The 16189-nt window shown below is 71.8% G+C and carries 12 protein-coding genes and 1 pseudogene; 3 read left to right on the top strand and 10 right to left on the bottom strand.

Going from position 1 to position 16189, the window contains the following annotated elements; translation table 11 throughout:
• The 8 genes from BM536_RS01420 to BM536_RS01395 all read right to left on the bottom strand — a co-directional run.
• On the bottom strand, positions 1-779 hold a 779-nt coding region (locus tag BM536_RS01420; protein ID WP_073497314.1), incomplete at its 3' end, for a lytic polysaccharide monooxygenase auxiliary activity family 9 protein.
• A 142-nt stretch (positions 780-921) separates the two neighbouring features.
• Entirely contained in the window at positions 922-2733 is a 1812-nt protein-coding gene (locus BM536_RS01415) for a glycoside hydrolase family 6 protein (protein ID WP_342748766.1), read from the bottom strand.
• Positions 2625-3143 (bottom strand): hypothetical protein, encoded by a 519-nt coding sequence (locus tag BM536_RS44200; protein ID WP_342748765.1) that lies wholly within the window; start codon positions 3141-3143, stop codon positions 2625-2627. The genes BM536_RS01415 and BM536_RS44200 overlap by 109 nt, the downstream gene beginning before the upstream one ends.
• A 34-nt stretch (positions 3144-3177) precedes the next feature.
• Entirely contained in the window at positions 3178-5190 is a 2013-nt protein-coding gene (locus BM536_RS01410) for a glycoside hydrolase family 3 N-terminal domain-containing protein (RefSeq protein ID WP_245873216.1), read from the bottom strand.
• Positions 5187-5378 carry a hypothetical protein gene (locus BM536_RS42190; protein ID WP_245873215.1) on the bottom strand — a complete coding sequence of 64 codons (192 nt, stop codon included), beginning with the start codon at positions 5376-5378 and terminating at the stop codon, positions 5187-5189. The genes BM536_RS01410 and BM536_RS42190 overlap by 4 nt, the downstream gene beginning before the upstream one ends.
• Before the next feature lie 193 nt (positions 5379-5571).
• Positions 5572-6708 (bottom strand): glycoside hydrolase family 12 protein, encoded by a 1137-nt coding sequence (locus BM536_RS01405; protein ID WP_094102387.1) that lies wholly within the window; start codon positions 6706-6708, stop codon positions 5572-5574.
• A 524-nt stretch (positions 6709-7232) separates the two neighbouring features.
• Positions 7233-8255, bottom strand: coding sequence for a LacI family DNA-binding transcriptional regulator (locus BM536_RS01400; protein WP_073497306.1), 1023 nt, complete (start codon positions 8253-8255; stop codon positions 7233-7235).
• A 687-nt stretch (positions 8256-8942) separates the two neighbouring features.
• On the bottom strand, positions 8943-9344 hold the full coding sequence (locus BM536_RS01395; protein WP_245873214.1) for a hypothetical protein: 402 nt from the start codon (positions 9342-9344) through the stop codon (positions 8943-8945).
• Positions 9345-9767: 423 nt separating this feature from the next.
• On the opposite strand from BM536_RS01395, the gene BM536_RS01390 reads away from it, so the two are divergent.
• Together BM536_RS01390 and BM536_RS01385 are read left to right on the top strand one after the other, a co-directional pair.
• Entirely contained in the window at positions 9768-10709 is a 942-nt protein-coding gene (locus BM536_RS01390) for an oxygenase MpaB family protein (RefSeq protein WP_073497308.1), read from the top strand.
• Positions 10706-12211 carry an aldehyde dehydrogenase family protein gene (locus tag BM536_RS01385; RefSeq protein WP_094102386.1) on the top strand — a complete coding sequence of 502 codons (1506 nt, stop codon included), beginning with the start codon at positions 10706-10708 and terminating at the stop codon, positions 12209-12211. Before BM536_RS01390 ends, BM536_RS01385 begins: the two co-directional genes overlap by 4 nt.
• Positions 12212-12259: 48 nt before the next feature.
• Here the strand turns inward: BM536_RS01385 and BM536_RS01380 are convergent, their stop codons facing one another.
• On the bottom strand, positions 12260-12886 hold the full coding sequence (locus BM536_RS01380) for a TetR/AcrR family transcriptional regulator (protein ID WP_073497318.1): 627 nt from the start codon (positions 12884-12886) through the stop codon (positions 12260-12262).
• 89 nt (positions 12887-12975) lie between these two features.
• On the opposite strand from BM536_RS01380, the pseudogene BM536_RS01375 reads away from it, so the two are divergent.
• A pseudogene (locus BM536_RS01375) lies at positions 12976-14114 on the top strand (acyl-CoA dehydrogenase family protein).
• 61 nt (positions 14115-14175) lie between these two features.
• Here BM536_RS01375 and BM536_RS01370 read toward each other — a convergent pair.
• On the bottom strand, positions 14176-16008 hold the full coding sequence (locus tag BM536_RS01370) for an AMP-dependent synthetase/ligase (protein WP_094102385.1): 1833 nt from the start codon (positions 16006-16008) through the stop codon (positions 14176-14178).
• Between the last annotated feature and the right edge of the window lie 181 nt (positions 16009-16189).

The raw sequence follows: 16189 nt of genomic DNA, 5'->3' as shown, positions 1-16189 counted from the left end.
GTCGGGGTCGGGGTCGGGGTGGGTGTCGGCGTGGGCGTGGGTGTCGGAGTGCTGCCCGAGCCCCTGATGCCGGTCACCTCGCCGTTGCCGCCGTCGAAGACGATGTCCGAGCAGGAGAAGAAGTTCTCCTGGCTGTCCGAGCGCACCCACTGGATGAACATCACCGCGTCACCGGAGCGGCCCGAGGGCAGGTTCAGGTCCCAGTAGTAGTGGCCGCCGTCGGTGCCCGGTGAGCCCGTCTGCGGCGGGTTGGTCACCGTGTGGATCAACTCCAGGTCGTCCCAGCCCAGTTCGGTGCTGGGTGAGTAGCCCGGCTTGGACAGGTACACCCGGAAGGACCCCGGGTGCGCGGCCCAGTTGCTGTGTTTGACCTGGATCGTCCTCCCCGAGGTCAGGTGTGTCCGGGGCCAGTCGGACCGAGCGGCGTTGTAGCCGGTGAAGTTGTACGGTGACCGGTCACCGGCGCTGCACAGCTTCCCGTCCGGGACGTAACCGGGGCCCCGGCCACCGGCGTTGGAGTCGAGCACGGCGAACCAGTTGTACAGCGCGGTCGCGCCGCTCTCGTTGAGTGCCGCCCGGCAGGCCGGGTTGGTCGGGTCCAGGGAACCGGTGCTGGTCTTGGCGTCCAGATAGCAGAGGTACGTCCGCGATCCGGGCGTCATCGTGACGCCGTGCGCCTGCGCGTCGCTCTGGCCCAGCAGGGCCAGACCGAGTCCGCCCAGCAGCGTCGCCAGCAATGCCGCCGCCAGGGATACGAGTCGATTGTTGCGTCGAGCCATGGTGTCTCCTGTGCCTGTGTGGGGTTCGTCCTCCGGTCGCTCTTCTCTCCTTCGCGGTGCGCCGTCCGGTGATGGAGCCCCCGCCCGTCCGGGGAGAAGGCCGCCGGACGGCGGGGGGGATCTTGGGTGGACGTGCGGCGGATCAGGCGGGCGGTGTGCCCCAGGCGAGTGCGGTGCCGACGTAGGCGGGAACCGCCGGGGCGTCGGCGTAGACCGTCGCGGTCGTACGGCTGTGGTCGTCGGCCTCGTCGAAGGCCGACCAGTCCGACTTGGCCATCCGGAGCTGGATGTCGCCGGTGCCCAGGCCGGCGGCCAGCGAGCCCTTGGTGAAGCCGACTTCGAGGTAGGTGTCGGCGCCCGCCACGGCCGTGCTCAGCGGGACCACCCTGAGCCGGACGTCTGCGCAGCCGAGGGCGGCGTGGTCGCACCAGGCCCGCACGTCGGGCGAGCCACCGTCACGGGTGAAGTAGTAGCGGGCGGTCACCTTCGTCAGGTCGACCGTCGTGCTGCCGGAATTGACGATCCGCAGGCCGGGGCGGATCGCGTTGTCGGTGGCGGAGGCGTCGTTGTTCTTGTGGCGGACGACGAGGCCGCCCGTCGGGCCGGGGCCGCCGCCGCCCGCCTCCGTGGTGACGGTGAGGGCGGTGGAGGCCGTGGAGACGTTGCCGGCGGCGTCGCGGGCTCGGACGGAGTAGCTGTAGGCCGTCGCCGCGTTAAGGCCGGTGTCCGTGTACGTCGTGCCGACGACCGGCGTCGAGGTGACCTTGGTCTGGTCACGGTAGACGTCGTAGCCGCTGACGCCGCGGTCGTCGGTCGCGGCGGTCCAGCCCAGCGAGACGCTGCTCGCGGTCTTCGCGGTCGCGCGCAGGCCGGTGGGCGCGGTCGGGGCGGTGGTGTCGTCGCCCGGACCACCACCGCCGTCCGTGGGCACGGCCGGGTGGGCGTTGCGCACCAGCATGGTGAACTGGTCGTGGAACCAGTGCCCGGCCAGCGGGGCTCCGGGCAGCGCACCCGTCCTGCCGTTGCCGGCGTTGGGCACCGTGTAGTCCGGGTCGCACATGGGGTCCTGGCGCTTGCCCTCGTTGTTGGGGATGTCCTCACTGGCCCCGTCGGACTCCCCCGGCGGCTTCACCCACAGGAACGCGTCGAGGTGCGAGTCCGGCCGGCCGGACGGGGCGCCCCGCGGGGGCTCACCGAGGCCGGCACCACTCACGTTGCACCACAGGCCACGGTGGGTACGGCGGTCTGCCTTGGACCCGGCGACGTAGGTGTCGACGGTGGTGCTCGTGCTCTCGGCGGTGGGCCGGGCGGAGCCGCCCCAGCCGTTGCGGGAGGTGTCGATCACCAGGCCGGTGGAGGCGGGCCAGCCCGCGGCGACGAGGGCCCGGTGCATGTTCCTCGTGAAGTCGGCCTCGTCGAAGTTGGGGTTCCACTCGTAGTACTTGCCGCCCCTGACCGCAGTGCCGCCGACGGTCTTGTCGGGGTCGGTGAGGAACGGCTCCTCCAGCGGCGTGTAGTTGGAGACGTTGGTGATCAGTCCGTCGACGCTGCTCGTCCCTGCCGCGGTGCCCTCGGCCGTGTCGGTGTACAACCGTACGGTCTGGGAGAGGTTGGTGTCCCAGCCGAGCCAGCCGGAGTGCGCGAAGTCAAGGTAGGTGTAGACGTTGGGGATGGCGTGCAGCTTGTCGAGGGCGTACTGGACGCCCTTGACGTAGATGCCGCTGCTTCTCGCCTGGGCGCACTCGGCGTCGGCCGTGTTGGTGACGAGATTGGGCAGGCCGTCGGGCTCGATGACCGTGGTGATGCGGACGTCCTGGTACTTGGGGTTCTTGAAGACGTTCGCGATCACGTCGATGTACTCGCTCTTGTAGCGGTCCAGACCGGCCTGGGTGAGCGGCAGTTCGCCGTTGGAGGCGAGGGCCGCGCAGTCCCGGCCGGGCAGGTCGTACACCACGAACGTGGCGGTGATCGGCGGCCGGGCTTCTTCTGCGCGAGGGCCAGGTCGAGGTGGTCGGCCAGGCTCTTGCGGCCCGCGTTGGCGTCGCCGCCGTGAATGGCGGCGATGCGGTCCAGCCAGACGGCCGTGGGGTAGGTGCCGACCTGCTCCATCTTCGACCTGAGGGCGGCATCGGACGTCTGGGCGATGGAGGTGTCGACGCGGGCCGCGTAGTCGGGATTGACGTAGAAGTCGGCGCCGGCGAACGGGTTGTCGGCATGGGCCTCCGCCGCCGCTGCCGCGGGCTGCCCCGTCAGCTGGCCGACCGCGCCCAGCAGCAGGGTGGTCAACGCGGTGACCACGACCGCCGGGCGCCGTCGGCGGCCCGGGCGCGGGCGTGCTGCGCCGGATCTGGACGGACGGTTCATCGTGCCCTCCTCGGGAATGCGTGGGGGTCGTACGTCAGGAGCCGGCGCACTGCGTCGCGGGCGTGCCAGTGGGGCCGTTGGCGGTGAAGCCGAACGCGGCCGTGGCGCCGGGTGACAGCGCGCCGTTGTGGGCGGTGTTGCGGACCGTGGCCCGGCCCGCGGACACGGTCAGCGAGCCGTTCCAGAGGCTGCTCACCGTGGAACCGCCGAGGTCCCAGGCGACGTTCCAGCCGGTGAGCGGGCCGGTTCCGGTGTTCTTGACGGTGACCTCCGCCTGGTAGCCGCCGGACCAGGAGGCGATGGTCCTGAACTGGGCGGTGCAGGCGCTGGGCGTGGGCTCCGGGTCGGGGTCGGGGTCGGGGGTGGCGCCGTAGGTGAGTCCGTGGCCGTAGGGGAAGAGCGGGCTCTTGCCGTCGCCGTCGTTGATCGGCTGCTGGGAGGCGCTGCGCATCCAGGTCATGGGCAGCTTGCCGGTCGGGGCGTGGTCGCCGAACAGCACGTCGGACACGCCGTTGCCCTCGGTCCCGGGCAGCCAGGCGGCGAGCAGGGCCTTCCAGTCGGGAAGTTGGGCGGCGATGTCGAGCGGCCGTCCGGAGACCAGGACCACGACGACGGGCACGCCGCTCGCCTTGAGCCGGGCGAGGGTGCTCAGGTCCTCCTGGTCGAGGCCCATGCCGTTCGGCCGGTCGCCGCGGCCCTCGGCATAGGGCGTCTCGCCGACGACGGCCACGGCTGCCGTGTAGCTGCCGTCGATGCCGTTGCCGTAGCGGTCGTGGGTGACCGTTGCGGGATCGGTGACGGCGGCGCGGATGCCCTGGAGGATGGTGGTGCCCTCGGTGACGGGGCCGCTGCGGCCCTGCCAGCCCACGGTCCAGCCGCCGCTCTGGTTGCCGATGTCGTCGGCGGACTTGCCGGCGACGAACAGCTTGGCGCCCTTCGCGAGCGGCAGGATCCCGCCGTCGTTCTTCAGCAGCACCTGCGACTCGCGCACGGCCTCCCGGGCGATGGCCCGGTGCGCGGCGGAGCCGACACCCGACGTGTACGAGCGGTCGGTCAACGGACGCTCGAACAAGCCAAGTTGGAACTTCTTGGTGAGGATGCGCCGGTTGGCGTCGTCCACGCGGGCCTGCGAGATCCGCCCGGCACTCACCTCGCCGCGCAGCAGGGTCAGGAACTTCTTGTAGTCGTACGGGACCATCACCATGTCGACGCCGGCGTTGACAGCCGTGGTGATCTCGGCGCCGGTGAAGCCGGACTGCCCGTCGAGCTGGTCGACCGCGGCCCAGTCGGAGACGACGAACCCGGTGAAGCCCAGTTCGCCTTTCAGCACGTCGGTGACTAGGTACTTGTGGGCGTGCGACCGTACCCCGTTCCAACTGCTGTAGGACAGCATCACCGAGCCCACGCCGCGCCGCACCGCCTCCTGGAAGGGCGGCAGGTGGACGGCGCGCAACTCCGCCTCGGTGAGTTGGGTGTTGCCCTGGTCGACGCCGCCGGTGGTGCCGCCGTCGCCGATGTAGTGCTTGGCGGTGGCGAGCACCGAGGCCGGGTCGGCGCCGAGGGTCGGGCCCTGGAGTCCGGTGACGAACGTGGCCATGGAGGTGGGCAGTTCGGGCTTCTCACCGAACGACTCGTAGGTGCGGCCCCATCGGTCGTCGCGGGCCACGCACAGACAGGGCGCGAAGTCCCAGTCGATGCCGGTGCCGGCCATCTCCTCGGCGACCGCCCGGCCGATGCGCTGCACCAGCGCCGGGTCGCGGGTGGCGCCGAGGCCGATGTTGTGCGGGAATATCGTGGCGCCACGCACCGCGTTGTGACCGTGGACCGCGTCGATGCCGTAGATGACGGGGATGCCGAGCGGGGTGCCCAGGGCGGTGCGTTGCAGGGAGTCGTAGGTGTCCGCCCAGGTCTGGGCGTTGTTGGGGCTGACCGTGGAGTCGCCGCCGGAGAGCACCGAGCCGATGCGGTGGGTGGCGAGGTCGGACCGCGGGACGAGTGAGTCCTTCTCGATCTGCGTCATCTGCCCGAGCTTGTCGTCGAGTGTCATCCGGGACAGCAGGTCGCGACCCGGTCCGCGACCGGCAGCGAGGGATCCTGGTAAGGCAACGCCGCGACGCGTGGGGCCGGTTCGGCGGGCGGAGCGGCACCGGTCAGGCCGGTGACGGCGAGGGTGGCGGCGCACAGCGCGGCGACGATCGCGGGGCGGCGGGGAGCAGGGGCGGGGCTCTGGCTCATGGCGTGGGCCTTTCCGGGTGCGGCCGGAGGAGCGGATGAGCACGGTCGGTCGCCCCGGGGGCCGCCCCGTCGGCATGGCGGACGAGGAGGCGGGCCCCGGGACGGGTGGGCGCGGGTGGGGCTCGGATCAGGAGAGCGGGCGTGCGCGACCGCGGGTCAGGTCACGGGAGCGCCCGGACGCGGGTGGGCCGGTTCACGAGCAGGCGGTGCCGTTGAGGCTGAACCCGACCGGCTGGGTGAACGAGCCGCTGTGGGTGCCCTGGAAGCCGAAGGTCTGTCCGGCGCCGGGCGCGATCCGCGCGTTGTGCGCGAGGGCGGTCGCCGTCACCGCCCCCGTGGACGGGGTGACACCGGCGTTCCACGCGTTGGTGATCCGCTGCCCGGTGGGCAGGGTGAAGGCCAGCTTCCAGGGATCGACCGGAGCCGAACCCGTGTTGGTGATGGTGACGTCCGCGGTGAAGCCACCGGTCCAGACGTTCGTCGCATACGTCACCTTGCAGGCCGTCGCCGGGTCGCCCGGGTTCCCGGGGTCGCCCGGGTCGCCGGGATCACCGAGGTTCACGGCCGAGGAGAAGGAGTTCACCGCGAGCCCGGCGCCGTTCTGCCAGGGTTCGAACCCCGCCTGGACGCTGGTCAGGTACCAGTTGTTCTGTGCCATGCCGCGGCGGACGGTCTCCCGCACGAAGTCCATGACGTCGAAGCTCCAGCTGGGGATCGCCGACGGAGCGACGAAGGAGATCACGTCGTTGGACCCGTTGCTGCCCGTCCACACCTGCCAGGTGCGCCCGCCCACGGTGGTGGTGCCCACCTGTGAGCCGATCGGCTGGATCGGGCCGACCTTGTTGAACCAGATCATGATCTCGGTCTGGCTCACCCCGTCGGTCTTGGGCGTGGGGTCGAGCCAGATGTCGTACGACGCGTTGTAGGTGGCGTCGCCGACATAGCCGTACGAGATGCTGCTGGGGGCGCTGGTGATGCCGCTGAGCCGCGCCGGGAGGTTGGTCCCCGGCGAACAGTTGGTGTAGTGGCAGCCGTTGAAGACCGAGGGGTACGACTTCGGGGCGCCGTTGGTGGGCACGGAGCCGTCGGCCCGGGTGAGCCGGAAGCCGGTGTCGGTGGCGGTGACGCACTGCGGGGCACTGGTGCCCCAGCGGTTGTTCTGGACCACGTAGCGGCCCTGGATCGTGGTCGAGCCGTACTGGTCGCAGATCACGGTGTCCGCCTCGGCCACCGGGGCGGTGGCCACGAGGGCCGCGACGGTGGCGAGAGCGGTGAGCAGCGCGCCGAGCAGGCCGCGCGCGGTTCTGGGGAGGTGCGGTAACGGTCGCATGCGGGGGGCCTCTCCTGAAGGGACAACCGGCTGGAGCGGACAGGAAAGCGGGAGCGCTTGAGGGACCAGCACGGATGGGAGCGCTCCCATTACTGGTTTCGGTGGGACATTAGAAGCCGCTCGGGCCCCTGACAACCCGTGGGAACCGAATGTGTCGAACGGATTTCGAAGTCACAGGTCAGTGGCGGCAAAGAATTGCGGCGGCCAACGCACGTCATATGCCACGCAGTTGGGAGCGCTCCCGAAACTTTCGCTTCAGCTGGTCGCGAGTCGCTGCGGCCGGTGAGCGTGAAGCCCGTCGACGCGCCCGCGTAAGTCGGGTCCGGACGTCAGGACGTCAGGACGCCGAGTCGTCAGGACGCCGGGTCGTCGCGGAAACCGCGCGCGGAGCGAGCAATCTCCCGACCGACCCTCGTGTCGAGTCACCGTCGGCCGGGAACCGTTTCGGCCCATGCTGGAGGAACTCACGCCGACTCCCGGGCCGCCAACCGGCCGTGGGCCGGCTCAACACTGCCCCGACGCACTCACGCCGACTCGCGCGCCACCAGCTGCGTTCGCAGGATCACGTGGCGCCAGGCCACCTCCGGCTGCTCCATCTCCTCCAGCAGGAGCCGCACCATCGTCCGCCCGATCTCGTCCAGCGGCTGGCGGACGGTCGTCAGCGGCGGACTCGTCTGTTCGGCCAGCTCGAAGTCGTCGAAGCCGATCACCGCCACGTCCTCCGGCACCCGGCGCCCTGCCGCACGCAGGGCGTCCAGGGCCCCGGCGGCCATGGCGTCCGAAGCGGCGAAGACGGCGTCGACCTCCGGGTGCCGCACGATGAGCCCGGCCATCGCCCGGCGCCCGCTGGCCTCGGTGAAGTCGCCCTGCACCACCAGGTCGGATCCGTCGTCGAGCCCGGCCTCGGCCAGTGCCTCCTGGTAGCCGCGCAGTCTGCACCGGGCGACGTACATGTCGGGCGGCCCGGTGATGGCCGCGATGGCCTTCCGTCCTCCGGCCACCAGATGGCGGACCGCCTCGCGTGCCCCGCCGACGTTGTCCGCGTCCACATACGTCATCCGCTCGTCGCCCGAGCGCCGGCCCAGCAGTACCGTGGGCAGCCCGGCTTCGGCGAGCATGTCCGGCAGCCGGTCCTCGGCCGGCACGGACATCAGCAGCACTCCGTCGACCCTGCCGCCGCGCGCGTACTCCACGAACCGCTTCCGCTCGGCGTCCGTGCGGACCAGGGTGAGCAGCAGTTGCACCGCCGTGCCGGACAGGGCGTCACCGACCGCCCGTACGACCTCGGAGAAGAACGGCTCCCCGAACAACCGCCAGTCCGTGTTCGTCATCACCAGCGCGACGGCGTCCGCACGCCGCCCGGCCAGTGAACGCGCCGCCAGATTGGGCACGTAGCCCAGTTCGTCGATGGCGCGCCGCACGGCACGGCGCGTGGACTCTCTGACGCCCGCCGCGTTGTTGATGACCCGGGACACCGTCCCCCGGCCCACTCCGGCCAGGGCGGCCACCTCTTCCAGCGTCGGCGTGCCCGAACTCCGTCTGACCACAGTCCCACCCCCAAGGGCACCCGATCCTACGGCCCGACGCACGCCGCGACCGAATGCCCCGGCGGCGCGTCAGGGGGCCGGGCCAGAGGGCGATTCCCCGTGGGTGGCTTTCCCCGCCACGGTGACGGCAGATCCTCGCCGCGGGCTCGTCCGCCGGCCCCGCGACCGTCGCCTCGCGCAGCTTGCTGCGGTCAGGCCTGTCGAGGATCTTCCTCGTGCCGCAACCGGCGCGGCGTGATCGGCTCCCCGTCGATCCCCCGGTGGGCCGACACTCGGCCTGCTCTGCCTCTACCGCGAGGGCAGAGACATTTCCCCGGCAGTCTCCCGGCTCAGACCATCCGGTGATCAGGCGCCGCTGGAATCGGAGGACCAGGTCCTGGCGGCTCCTACAGCTCCGCCGGCGTAGACGTCATCGTGACCGCCCACGACGGACACGTCGCAGGGGTGTTGCGGCACAGCCTCACCCGCGACTTCGGGCGCTTGCAGGGCCTCCTCGCGATCGACTCCCCCTACAGGGGAACTGGGCCGCCGCGGCGCCGAGTTGCAGTTCCAGGTCCTGACCGAGCGAGGCGAGCAGAAGGGCCTCGCCGTACCTCGAACGAATCGCTCGGGGCGCGGCCGACGGCCTGCGCGGAGCAAGACGCGGGCACCGGTTGGCGGGGCGCGCCCGTGCGGGGTGCTCGCCTCTCACAGGCGTGTGCGGCGCCGGTAGTAGTGCACGGTCACCGCACCCAGTAGCGGCCCCCAGGCGGCCACAGGCAGATAGCAGGCGGTCAGGAGCCAGTTGCCCCATGGCGTGATGTCCATCTGAGCGTGCAGGGTCGTCCAGATGAGCAGTACTCCGTAGACGCCGCAGGCGAGTGTGCCGAGCGCCGCCGGGACGACCGCGGCACGTACCGGGACCGGACGGCCTCCGAGACACGGCAGCCGACGCGGCCACGCTTCTCCCCACGGCCGCACCAAACCCAATGTCAGCCAGGCCAGACCTTCTTGGGCCAGTGACAGCAGGGGCAGCACCAGCAGACCCCCGCCGGGCAGGAGCATCGCGTCGTACTCGGACTGGCCGAGTCCGAGCGGAACACCCAGCACAGCGGCGAGACGCCACAAAGCCGACGGGCGGGCCGTCCGTTCGGACGGGCCGTCACCTGCCCTTGCACTGACGGAAGTTGATGGCAGGGGCGAGATCCAAGGCGCGGCCACGGCCGCCTGCGCGTGTCCGTCACGTCCGGAGTATTGACGGCCCATGAAACAGTTCAATAGTTTCAGTATCTTCGACTCACAGGGGGTGCTTCCCATGGAATCCCGAGCAGCCGGCACCACCACGATCCGCTCCGGAGACGGTCGTAGGCGCGCCACGTCACCCGGCGCACCCGCACCGTCGACCCGAGGCCGGAGGTGACCACGGTGGGGAGGCCGGCCAGGTGCTGGTCGACGCGCGGACCGTCCGCTTCTGCGACATGACCACTCGCACCGCGAGCCGGTGGCCGCGATGTCCGACAGGAGGGATCACCCATGGGCCGCCACAGCCGGCTCCGCCGCATCCAGCAGATGGATCCGCGGCAGGACTTCGAGCAGATCTACCGGTGGATCACCCTCTACGAGTTCCCGCGCGACTACCTCCACGGGACGTCGATCGCGTTCCTGCGTGACTACGGCGTCCCCCGCATCGCACGACTCCTGGACCACACGCAGGAGTTCGAACGTGCCGGCCAGAAGCGGTACGACGACACGGTGCTGACCATGTACGAGATGGTCTCCGAGGGGATGGAGTCGGAGCACGGCCGGGCGGCGGCCCGCCATCTGAACCGCGTCCACGGCCGTTACCGGATCGCCGACGAGGACTTCCGCTACGTCCTGGCCACCACGGTGGTGGGCCCGAAACGGTGGATCGACCGGTTCGGCTGGCGGCGCCTGTCCGAGCAGGAGACCGAGAGCCTGGCGCTGGTGGGCCGGCGGATGGGCGAGATGATGGGCATCTCCGGCGTGCCCGACACCTACGCCGCCTTCGAGCGACTCCACGACGCCTACGAGCGGGAGATGTTCGCCTACGACCCCGCCAACCGCAGGGTCGCCGCGGCCACCTTGCGGATCCTGGCCTCCTGGTACCCGTCCCCGGTACGGCGGTTGGCGTCCCGCGTCTCGCTCGCCGTCCTCGACGAACCGCTGCTGGAGGCGCTCGGCTTCCGCCCGGAACCGCGCTGGTTGCGGGTCGCCGTCCACCGCGCCTTCCGCACCCGGGCCGCGCTGATCCGCCTGCTGCCCCGACGGCCCGAGCGGTTCCCGCGCAAGCCCAGGGCGCGCACCTACCCCTTCGGCTGGACCCTGGACGACCTGGGCCCGCACTGGGCCCATTCCCGTCCGCCGGACCCGCTCCAGGACGGGACAGCGCCGGAACAGGCCTCCGTTCCGCCGGAGTCGTCCGCCTCCCACGCTCCCCCTGAGGAGACCCGATGACCGACACCACCCCGGCCGCCGCACCACGCGCCGCGGCCTTCACCACCCACTCCCCCGCGACCGGCGAGCCGATCGCCGAACACCCGGTGAACGGGCCGGAAGCGGTCTCCCGCGCCATGGCCCGCGCCCGGACCGCCCAGGCCGGCTGGGCCACGCTGCCCGCGTCCCGGCGCCGTGACCATCTGCTGCGCTGGAAGAAGGCGCTCGCCACCGACCTGGACGCCGTGGCCGGCACCATCGCCGAGGAGACCGGCAAGCCGGCCGGCGACGCGGCGCTGGAGGTCGTGCTCACGCTGGAGCACCTGGCATGGGCCGCCCGCAACGCGGAACGCGTGCTGCGCAGGCGGAGGGTGCGCACCGGACTGTTCACCGTCCACCAGCGGGCCTCACTGGTGCACCGGCCGCTGGGCGTGATCGGCGTGATCGGTCCCTGGAACTACCCCCTGTACACCCCGATGGGCTCCATCGGTTACGCCCTGGCGGCCGGTAACGCCGTGGTCTTCAAGCCGTCCGAGCTGACTCCGGGCACCGGGGTCCTGCTGGCCCGACTCTTCGACGCCGCCGTGCCCGAGCATGCCGGGCTGCTCACCACCGTCACCGGCGCGGCATCCACCGGGGACGCCCTGGCCCGGGCCGGGGTCGACAAGCTGGCGTTCACCGGTTCGCCGGAGACGGCCCGCAAGGTGATGGCGGTGTGCGCCGAGACGCTGACGCCGTTCCTCGCCGAGTGCGGCGGGAAGGACGCGGTGATCGTCACCGCGGACGCGGACCTGTCCGCGGCGGCCGACGCGATCGTGTGGGGCGCGCTGAGCAACGCGGGCCAGACCTGCGCCGGGGTGGAACGCGTCTACGCGGTGCGTGAGATCCACGCCGAACTGTGCGAACGGGTGGTCGAGCGGGCCGGGGCGCTGCGGCCGGGTGCCGGGGCGGACGCCGCCTACGGTCCGATGACGCTGCCGGGTCAGGTCGCGATCGTCGAGCGGCATGTGACCGGTGCGGTCTCGGCGGGTGCGCGGGCCCTGCTGGGCGGGCCCGAGTCGGTGCGCGCCCCGTACGTCGCGCCGGTCGTGCTGACCGACGTACCGGAGAACGCGGCGGCGATGACGGAGGAGACCTTCGGACCGGTCGTGGCGATCAACCCGGTGGCCGACGTGGACGAGGCGGTGGAGCGGGCCAACGCCTCGCGCTACGCCCTGGGGGCCGCGGTGTTCTGCCGCGACGGGCGCGCCGGTGCGGCCGTCGCGGCGCGGCTGCGCGCGGGGGCGGTGTCGGTGAACTCGGTGCTGGGCTTCGCGGCGGTGCCGGCGCTGCCGTTCGGCGGTTCGCAGGACTCCGGTTTCGGGCGGATCCACGGCGAGGAGGGGCTGCGGGCCTTCACGTCCGTGCAGTCGACGACGGTGCAGCGGTTCGCCCCGCCGATCGCGCTGACCTCCTTCGATGTTCCGGCCGCCACGAGGGAACGCGCGGTACGGCTGGCCCGAGCACTGCACCGGCGCCGCTGAACGGCCGGGCGGCCCCGCCGGTCCGCCTCCGGCCGCGCGTCCGGGCGGTCAGGCGTCGAGCAGCGGGGCCAGGTAGCGGCGCGCGAAGGCCCGGGCCTGGTCCTCGTCCTCCATCTCGATGCAGCTGGCGGGGTTGAGCAGGAAGGACACGGCGACCCGCACCATCAGCTCGGCGACCGGACGCGGGTCCTCGTCGGGGCGACCCTCGGCCTGTTGGGCACGGCGCAGATGGCCCGTCAGGTAGGCGACGGTGGCGGAGAGCGAGAAGCCGCCCTGCACCGTCAGATAGGGCAGCACGACCTCGGGTTCGAGGCGCAGCAGACCGCCGAAGAGCGGATGGGCGCGGGTGTGGCGCAGGGCCACCACGAAGCCCTCGACGACCCGCTCCTCCATGGTCGGCAGCGCCGCCACAGCCGAGTCCAGCCGCTGGAAGAACCGGCTCAGCTCGCGCAGCAGGGTGGCCTCGACCAGCTTGTCCTTGGTCTGGAAGCGCCGGAAGACGGTGACGCGGGAGACTCCGGCGCGCTTGGCGACGTCGTCCACGGAGGAGCGGCGCAGGCCCAGGAGAGTGAACTGCTCCAGTGCGGCGTCGAGGATCCGCCGCGCGGTGGGGTCCTCCGTCTCCGGCGGGGCGATGGCCCGGGCGGGCCCCGCGTCGTTCGTGTCAGTTCTCATGGTGCTCACGATACCGGCGAACACCTCCCCATGAGATGCTGAGACGCATACCATATCTTCGTAACGCGGCACTCACCCCGGAGGACCTGATGGGCAGTCGCCTCACCGAAGAACAGGCCGATTTCGTCGCGCCGTCCGCGATTTCGCCAAGCGGGAGTGCGGCACCCGGGAGCAGCGCGGCGCGCTGACCGCGGACGGCCGCGAGGCCCACCACCCCGGGCTGTACGGCAGGCTCGCCGACCTGGGCTGGCTCGGGGTGTGTCTGCCCGAGGAGTACGGAGGCTCCGGCGGCGGGCTGGCCGACGCCTGCCTCTTCCTGGAGGAGACCTCGTACGGGATGGTCCCGGCCGGGGGTTTCATCACCACCGTCATCGCCGCGAAGGCGTACGAGAGGTTCGGCACCGAGCACCAGCGGCGGGAGGTGCTGTCGGGTGCCGTGCGCGGTGACGTGCTGGCCATCGCCATGTCCGAGCCGGGGGCCGGGTCGGACGTCGGCGCGCTGCGCTGCCGCGCCCGCCAGAAGGGTGACGGCACGTGGGTGATCGACGGTCAGAAGACCTGGATCTCCAACGCGCACTGCGCGAAGAGCATCCTGCTGGTGGCCCGCACGGGCGAGGACAAGCACGGCGGTCTGACCATGTTCCATCTGCCCGCCCGCACCCCGGGTGTGGAGGTGCGGGGCATCGAGACCATGGGCGGCCGGGAGGTCAACGACGTCTTCCTCACCGGCGTGCGGCTGCCAGCGGACGCCGTCGTCGGCCAGGTGGACGACGGCTGGCGGCAGTTGATGGCCGGCCTGAACTACGAGCGGCTCTTCCTGGCCGCGAACATGCTGGGCCTGGCGCGCCGCGCCTTCGACGACGCGGTCACCTACGTTCGCGAACGCGAGCAGTTCGGGCGGCCCGTCGGCTCCTTCCAGGCGCTGCGGCACCGGATCGCCGATCTCGCCACCGAGATCGAGTGCACCCGGCTGCTGGTGCGCGAGGTGGCTCTGGACTGCGACGCGCAGCCGGACAAGCTGTTCCCGCGCGAGGCGTCCATGGCCAAGCTGAAGGCGACCGAGACCGCCAAGCGGGCCGCCCTGGAGGGCATGCAGATGATGGGCGGCTATGGCTACACCACGGAGTTCGACATGGAGCGCCACCTGCGGGCCGCGGTCGCCTCCACGGTCTACGGCGGGACCAGCGAGATCCAGCGGGACGTCATCGGCAAGACCTACGGCCTCTGAGACGGCCCTCGTGTGACAGGGCGGCCGCCCTGTCACATCGGCGCGGAAGGAGACGCCGGGCTCAGCCCTGGTAGAGCCCGGACAGCGAGTCGGCGTACTTGTCCCGGATGACCCGGCGCCGCATCTTGAGCGACGGCGTCAGCTCGCCGGTCGCCGGACCCCACTCCTCGGTCAGCAGCTCGTACCGCTTGACCTGCTCGGTGCGGTTGAGCCGGGTGTTGGCGGCGGCGACCGCGCGGTCCACCTCCGCCCGGACGGCGGGGTGTCGCGCCAGCCCGGCCAGTCCCCCCGCCGCCTCGACACCGTTGGCGGCGGCCCAGGCGGGGGCGGCCTCCGCGTCGAGCACCAGCAGGGCGACCAGGTAGGAGCGGTTGTCGCCGTGCACCATCGCCTGGCCGATCAGCGGGTGTTCCTTGAGCGCGTTCTCCACCAGGGCCGGCGAGACGTTCTTGCCGGTGGAGGTGATGATCATCTCCTTCTTCCGGTCGGTGAGCCAGAGATAGCCGTCCTCGTCGATCCGGCCGATGTCACCGGTGGCCAGCCAGCCGTCGGCGTCCAGGGCGGACCGTACCGAGCCGTCCGGCCGGAGGTAGCCGGAGAAGACGGACGAGCCCCGCACCAGGATCTCGCCGTCCTCGGCGATGCGGATCTCCACGGACTCCACCGGGCGCCCCACCGAGCCGAGCCGGAAGCCGGTCCTCGGGCTGTTGCTGGTGGCCACGCCGGTGGTCTCGGTCAGCCCCCAGGCGTCCATGATGACGATGCCGAAACCGGCCCAGAACCTCACCACGTCGAGCGGCATCGGCGCCGACGCGCTGGCCGACCAGGTCACGCGGTCCAGACCGCCCGCGGCCAGCATGGGCAGCAGCACGTCCTCGCGGGCGCGGCCGTAACGCTCCTCCAACTCGGCGGGTGGCGTCTCGCCCCGCTCGCGGTAGCCGACGTGCTCGCGGGCGATCTCGAACGCCCGGTCGATGAGCACCCGCTGCTCGGCCGGCATCAGCGAGAGCACGGCCCGTACGGCGGCGGACAGCTTCTCCCAGATCCTCGGCACGCCGAAGAACTGCGCGGGGCGCACCTTGCGCACCACCTCGCCGACGCGCGTCGGGTCGGCGCAGAGGTAGACGTGCGAGGCCCGGTGGCACGGCAGGTAGATGCCCAGCATCCGCTCGGCGATGTGGGCGAAGGGCAGGTAGCAGATGTGCTCGACGTGACGGGGCAGCTCCACCACGGCGTCCAGCGCCAGGGCGTTGGCCATCACCTGACCGTGGGTGAGGACGACCCCCTTGGGCTCGCCGGTGGTTCCGGAGGTGTAGACGACGGTCAGCGGATCCTCGGGGCGGGCGCCGTCCAGTTCCTCGGCGAACCGCTCCGGCACCGGCCCACGGAGCAGGGCCGCGTACGGGAGGTGGCTGTCCTCCGCACCCGCCTCGGCCACCACCAGACGCTCCAGCGGGGCGTCGGCGTCGGCCAGCAGCGGCTCCCATACGGCGACCTGCGCCGCCCCCTCCACCACCGCGAGGCGGGCCCGGCAGTTGCGGGCGATGTGGGTGATCTGCTCGGGAGCCGCGGTGCCGTAGACACTGACCGGGACCGCGCCGAGTCGGACCAGGGCCAGGTCGGACAGCCAGTGTTCGGACCGGTTGGCCATCATCAGCAGCACGTGGTCGCCGCGGCCGACGCCGAGGGCCCGGTAACCGGCCGCGAGGCTCCGGGTGTGCTCGTGGACCTCCGCCCAGGTGAACGTCGTCCAGTCGGCGTCCGGTTCCGCCGACTGCCAGGACAGGGCCGGAAGTCGGGGATACGCGCGTGCGTTGCGGGCCAGCAGCTGCGGCAGGGTCCGGTCGGCCGGGTCGTCGGGCAGGTCACCGGTGGTGCGTGGTGCCGATGTCATCGGGGCCTCCTTGCGGGTCGGATGGGAACGTCTGGGAGACCGGGGCGGGGGAAGCCCCTGCGGGCGCGCCCGGTGAAGCCGGGCCGGTGTGGGAATTGAGGTGGGCCGCCCGTGGGGTCCTGGCCCCGGGGAAGGACGGCCCCACCCTCGGGAACCGGGCCGGTGCTCAGGAGGTACGGAC

It is taken from the genome of Streptomyces phaeoluteigriseus (assembly GCF_001896135.2).
In the GTDB taxonomy this organism is placed as follows: Bacteria; Actinomycetota; Actinomycetes; order Streptomycetales; family Streptomycetaceae; genus Streptomyces; species Streptomyces phaeoluteigriseus.
Note: the sequence above shows the minus strand (reverse complement) of the source record. Positions and strands in the feature narration are given on the sequence as shown.

Excerpts from the sequence above, each read along its gene's own strand:
- BM536_RS44200 (WP_342748765.1), bottom strand. The coding sequence starts at position 3,143 with ATGAACCGTCCGTCCAGATCCGGCGCAGCACGCCCGCGCCCGGGCCGC.
- BM536_RS01385 (WP_094102386.1), top strand. The coding sequence starts at position 10,706 with ATGACCGACACCACCCCGGCCGCCGCACCACGCGCCGCGGCCTTCACC.
- BM536_RS42190 (WP_245873215.1), bottom strand. The coding sequence starts at position 5,378 with ATGAGCCAGAGCCCCGCCCCTGCTCCCCGCCGCCCCGCGATCGTCGCC.
- BM536_RS01370 (WP_094102385.1), bottom strand. The coding sequence starts at position 16,008 with ATGACATCGGCACCACGCACCACCGGTGACCTGCCCGACGACCCGGCC.
- BM536_RS01380 (WP_073497318.1), bottom strand. The coding sequence starts at position 12,886 with ATGAGAACTGACACGAACGACGCGGGGCCCGCCCGGGCCATCGCCCCG.
- BM536_RS01390 (WP_073497308.1), top strand. The coding sequence starts at position 9,768 with ATGGGCCGCCACAGCCGGCTCCGCCGCATCCAGCAGATGGATCCGCGG.
- BM536_RS01410 (WP_245873216.1), bottom strand. The coding sequence starts at position 5,190 with ATGACACTCGACGACAAGCTCGGGCAGATGACGCAGATCGAGAAGGAC.
- BM536_RS01405 (WP_094102387.1), bottom strand. The coding sequence starts at position 6,708 with ATGCGACCGTTACCGCACCTCCCCAGAACCGCGCGCGGCCTGCTCGGC.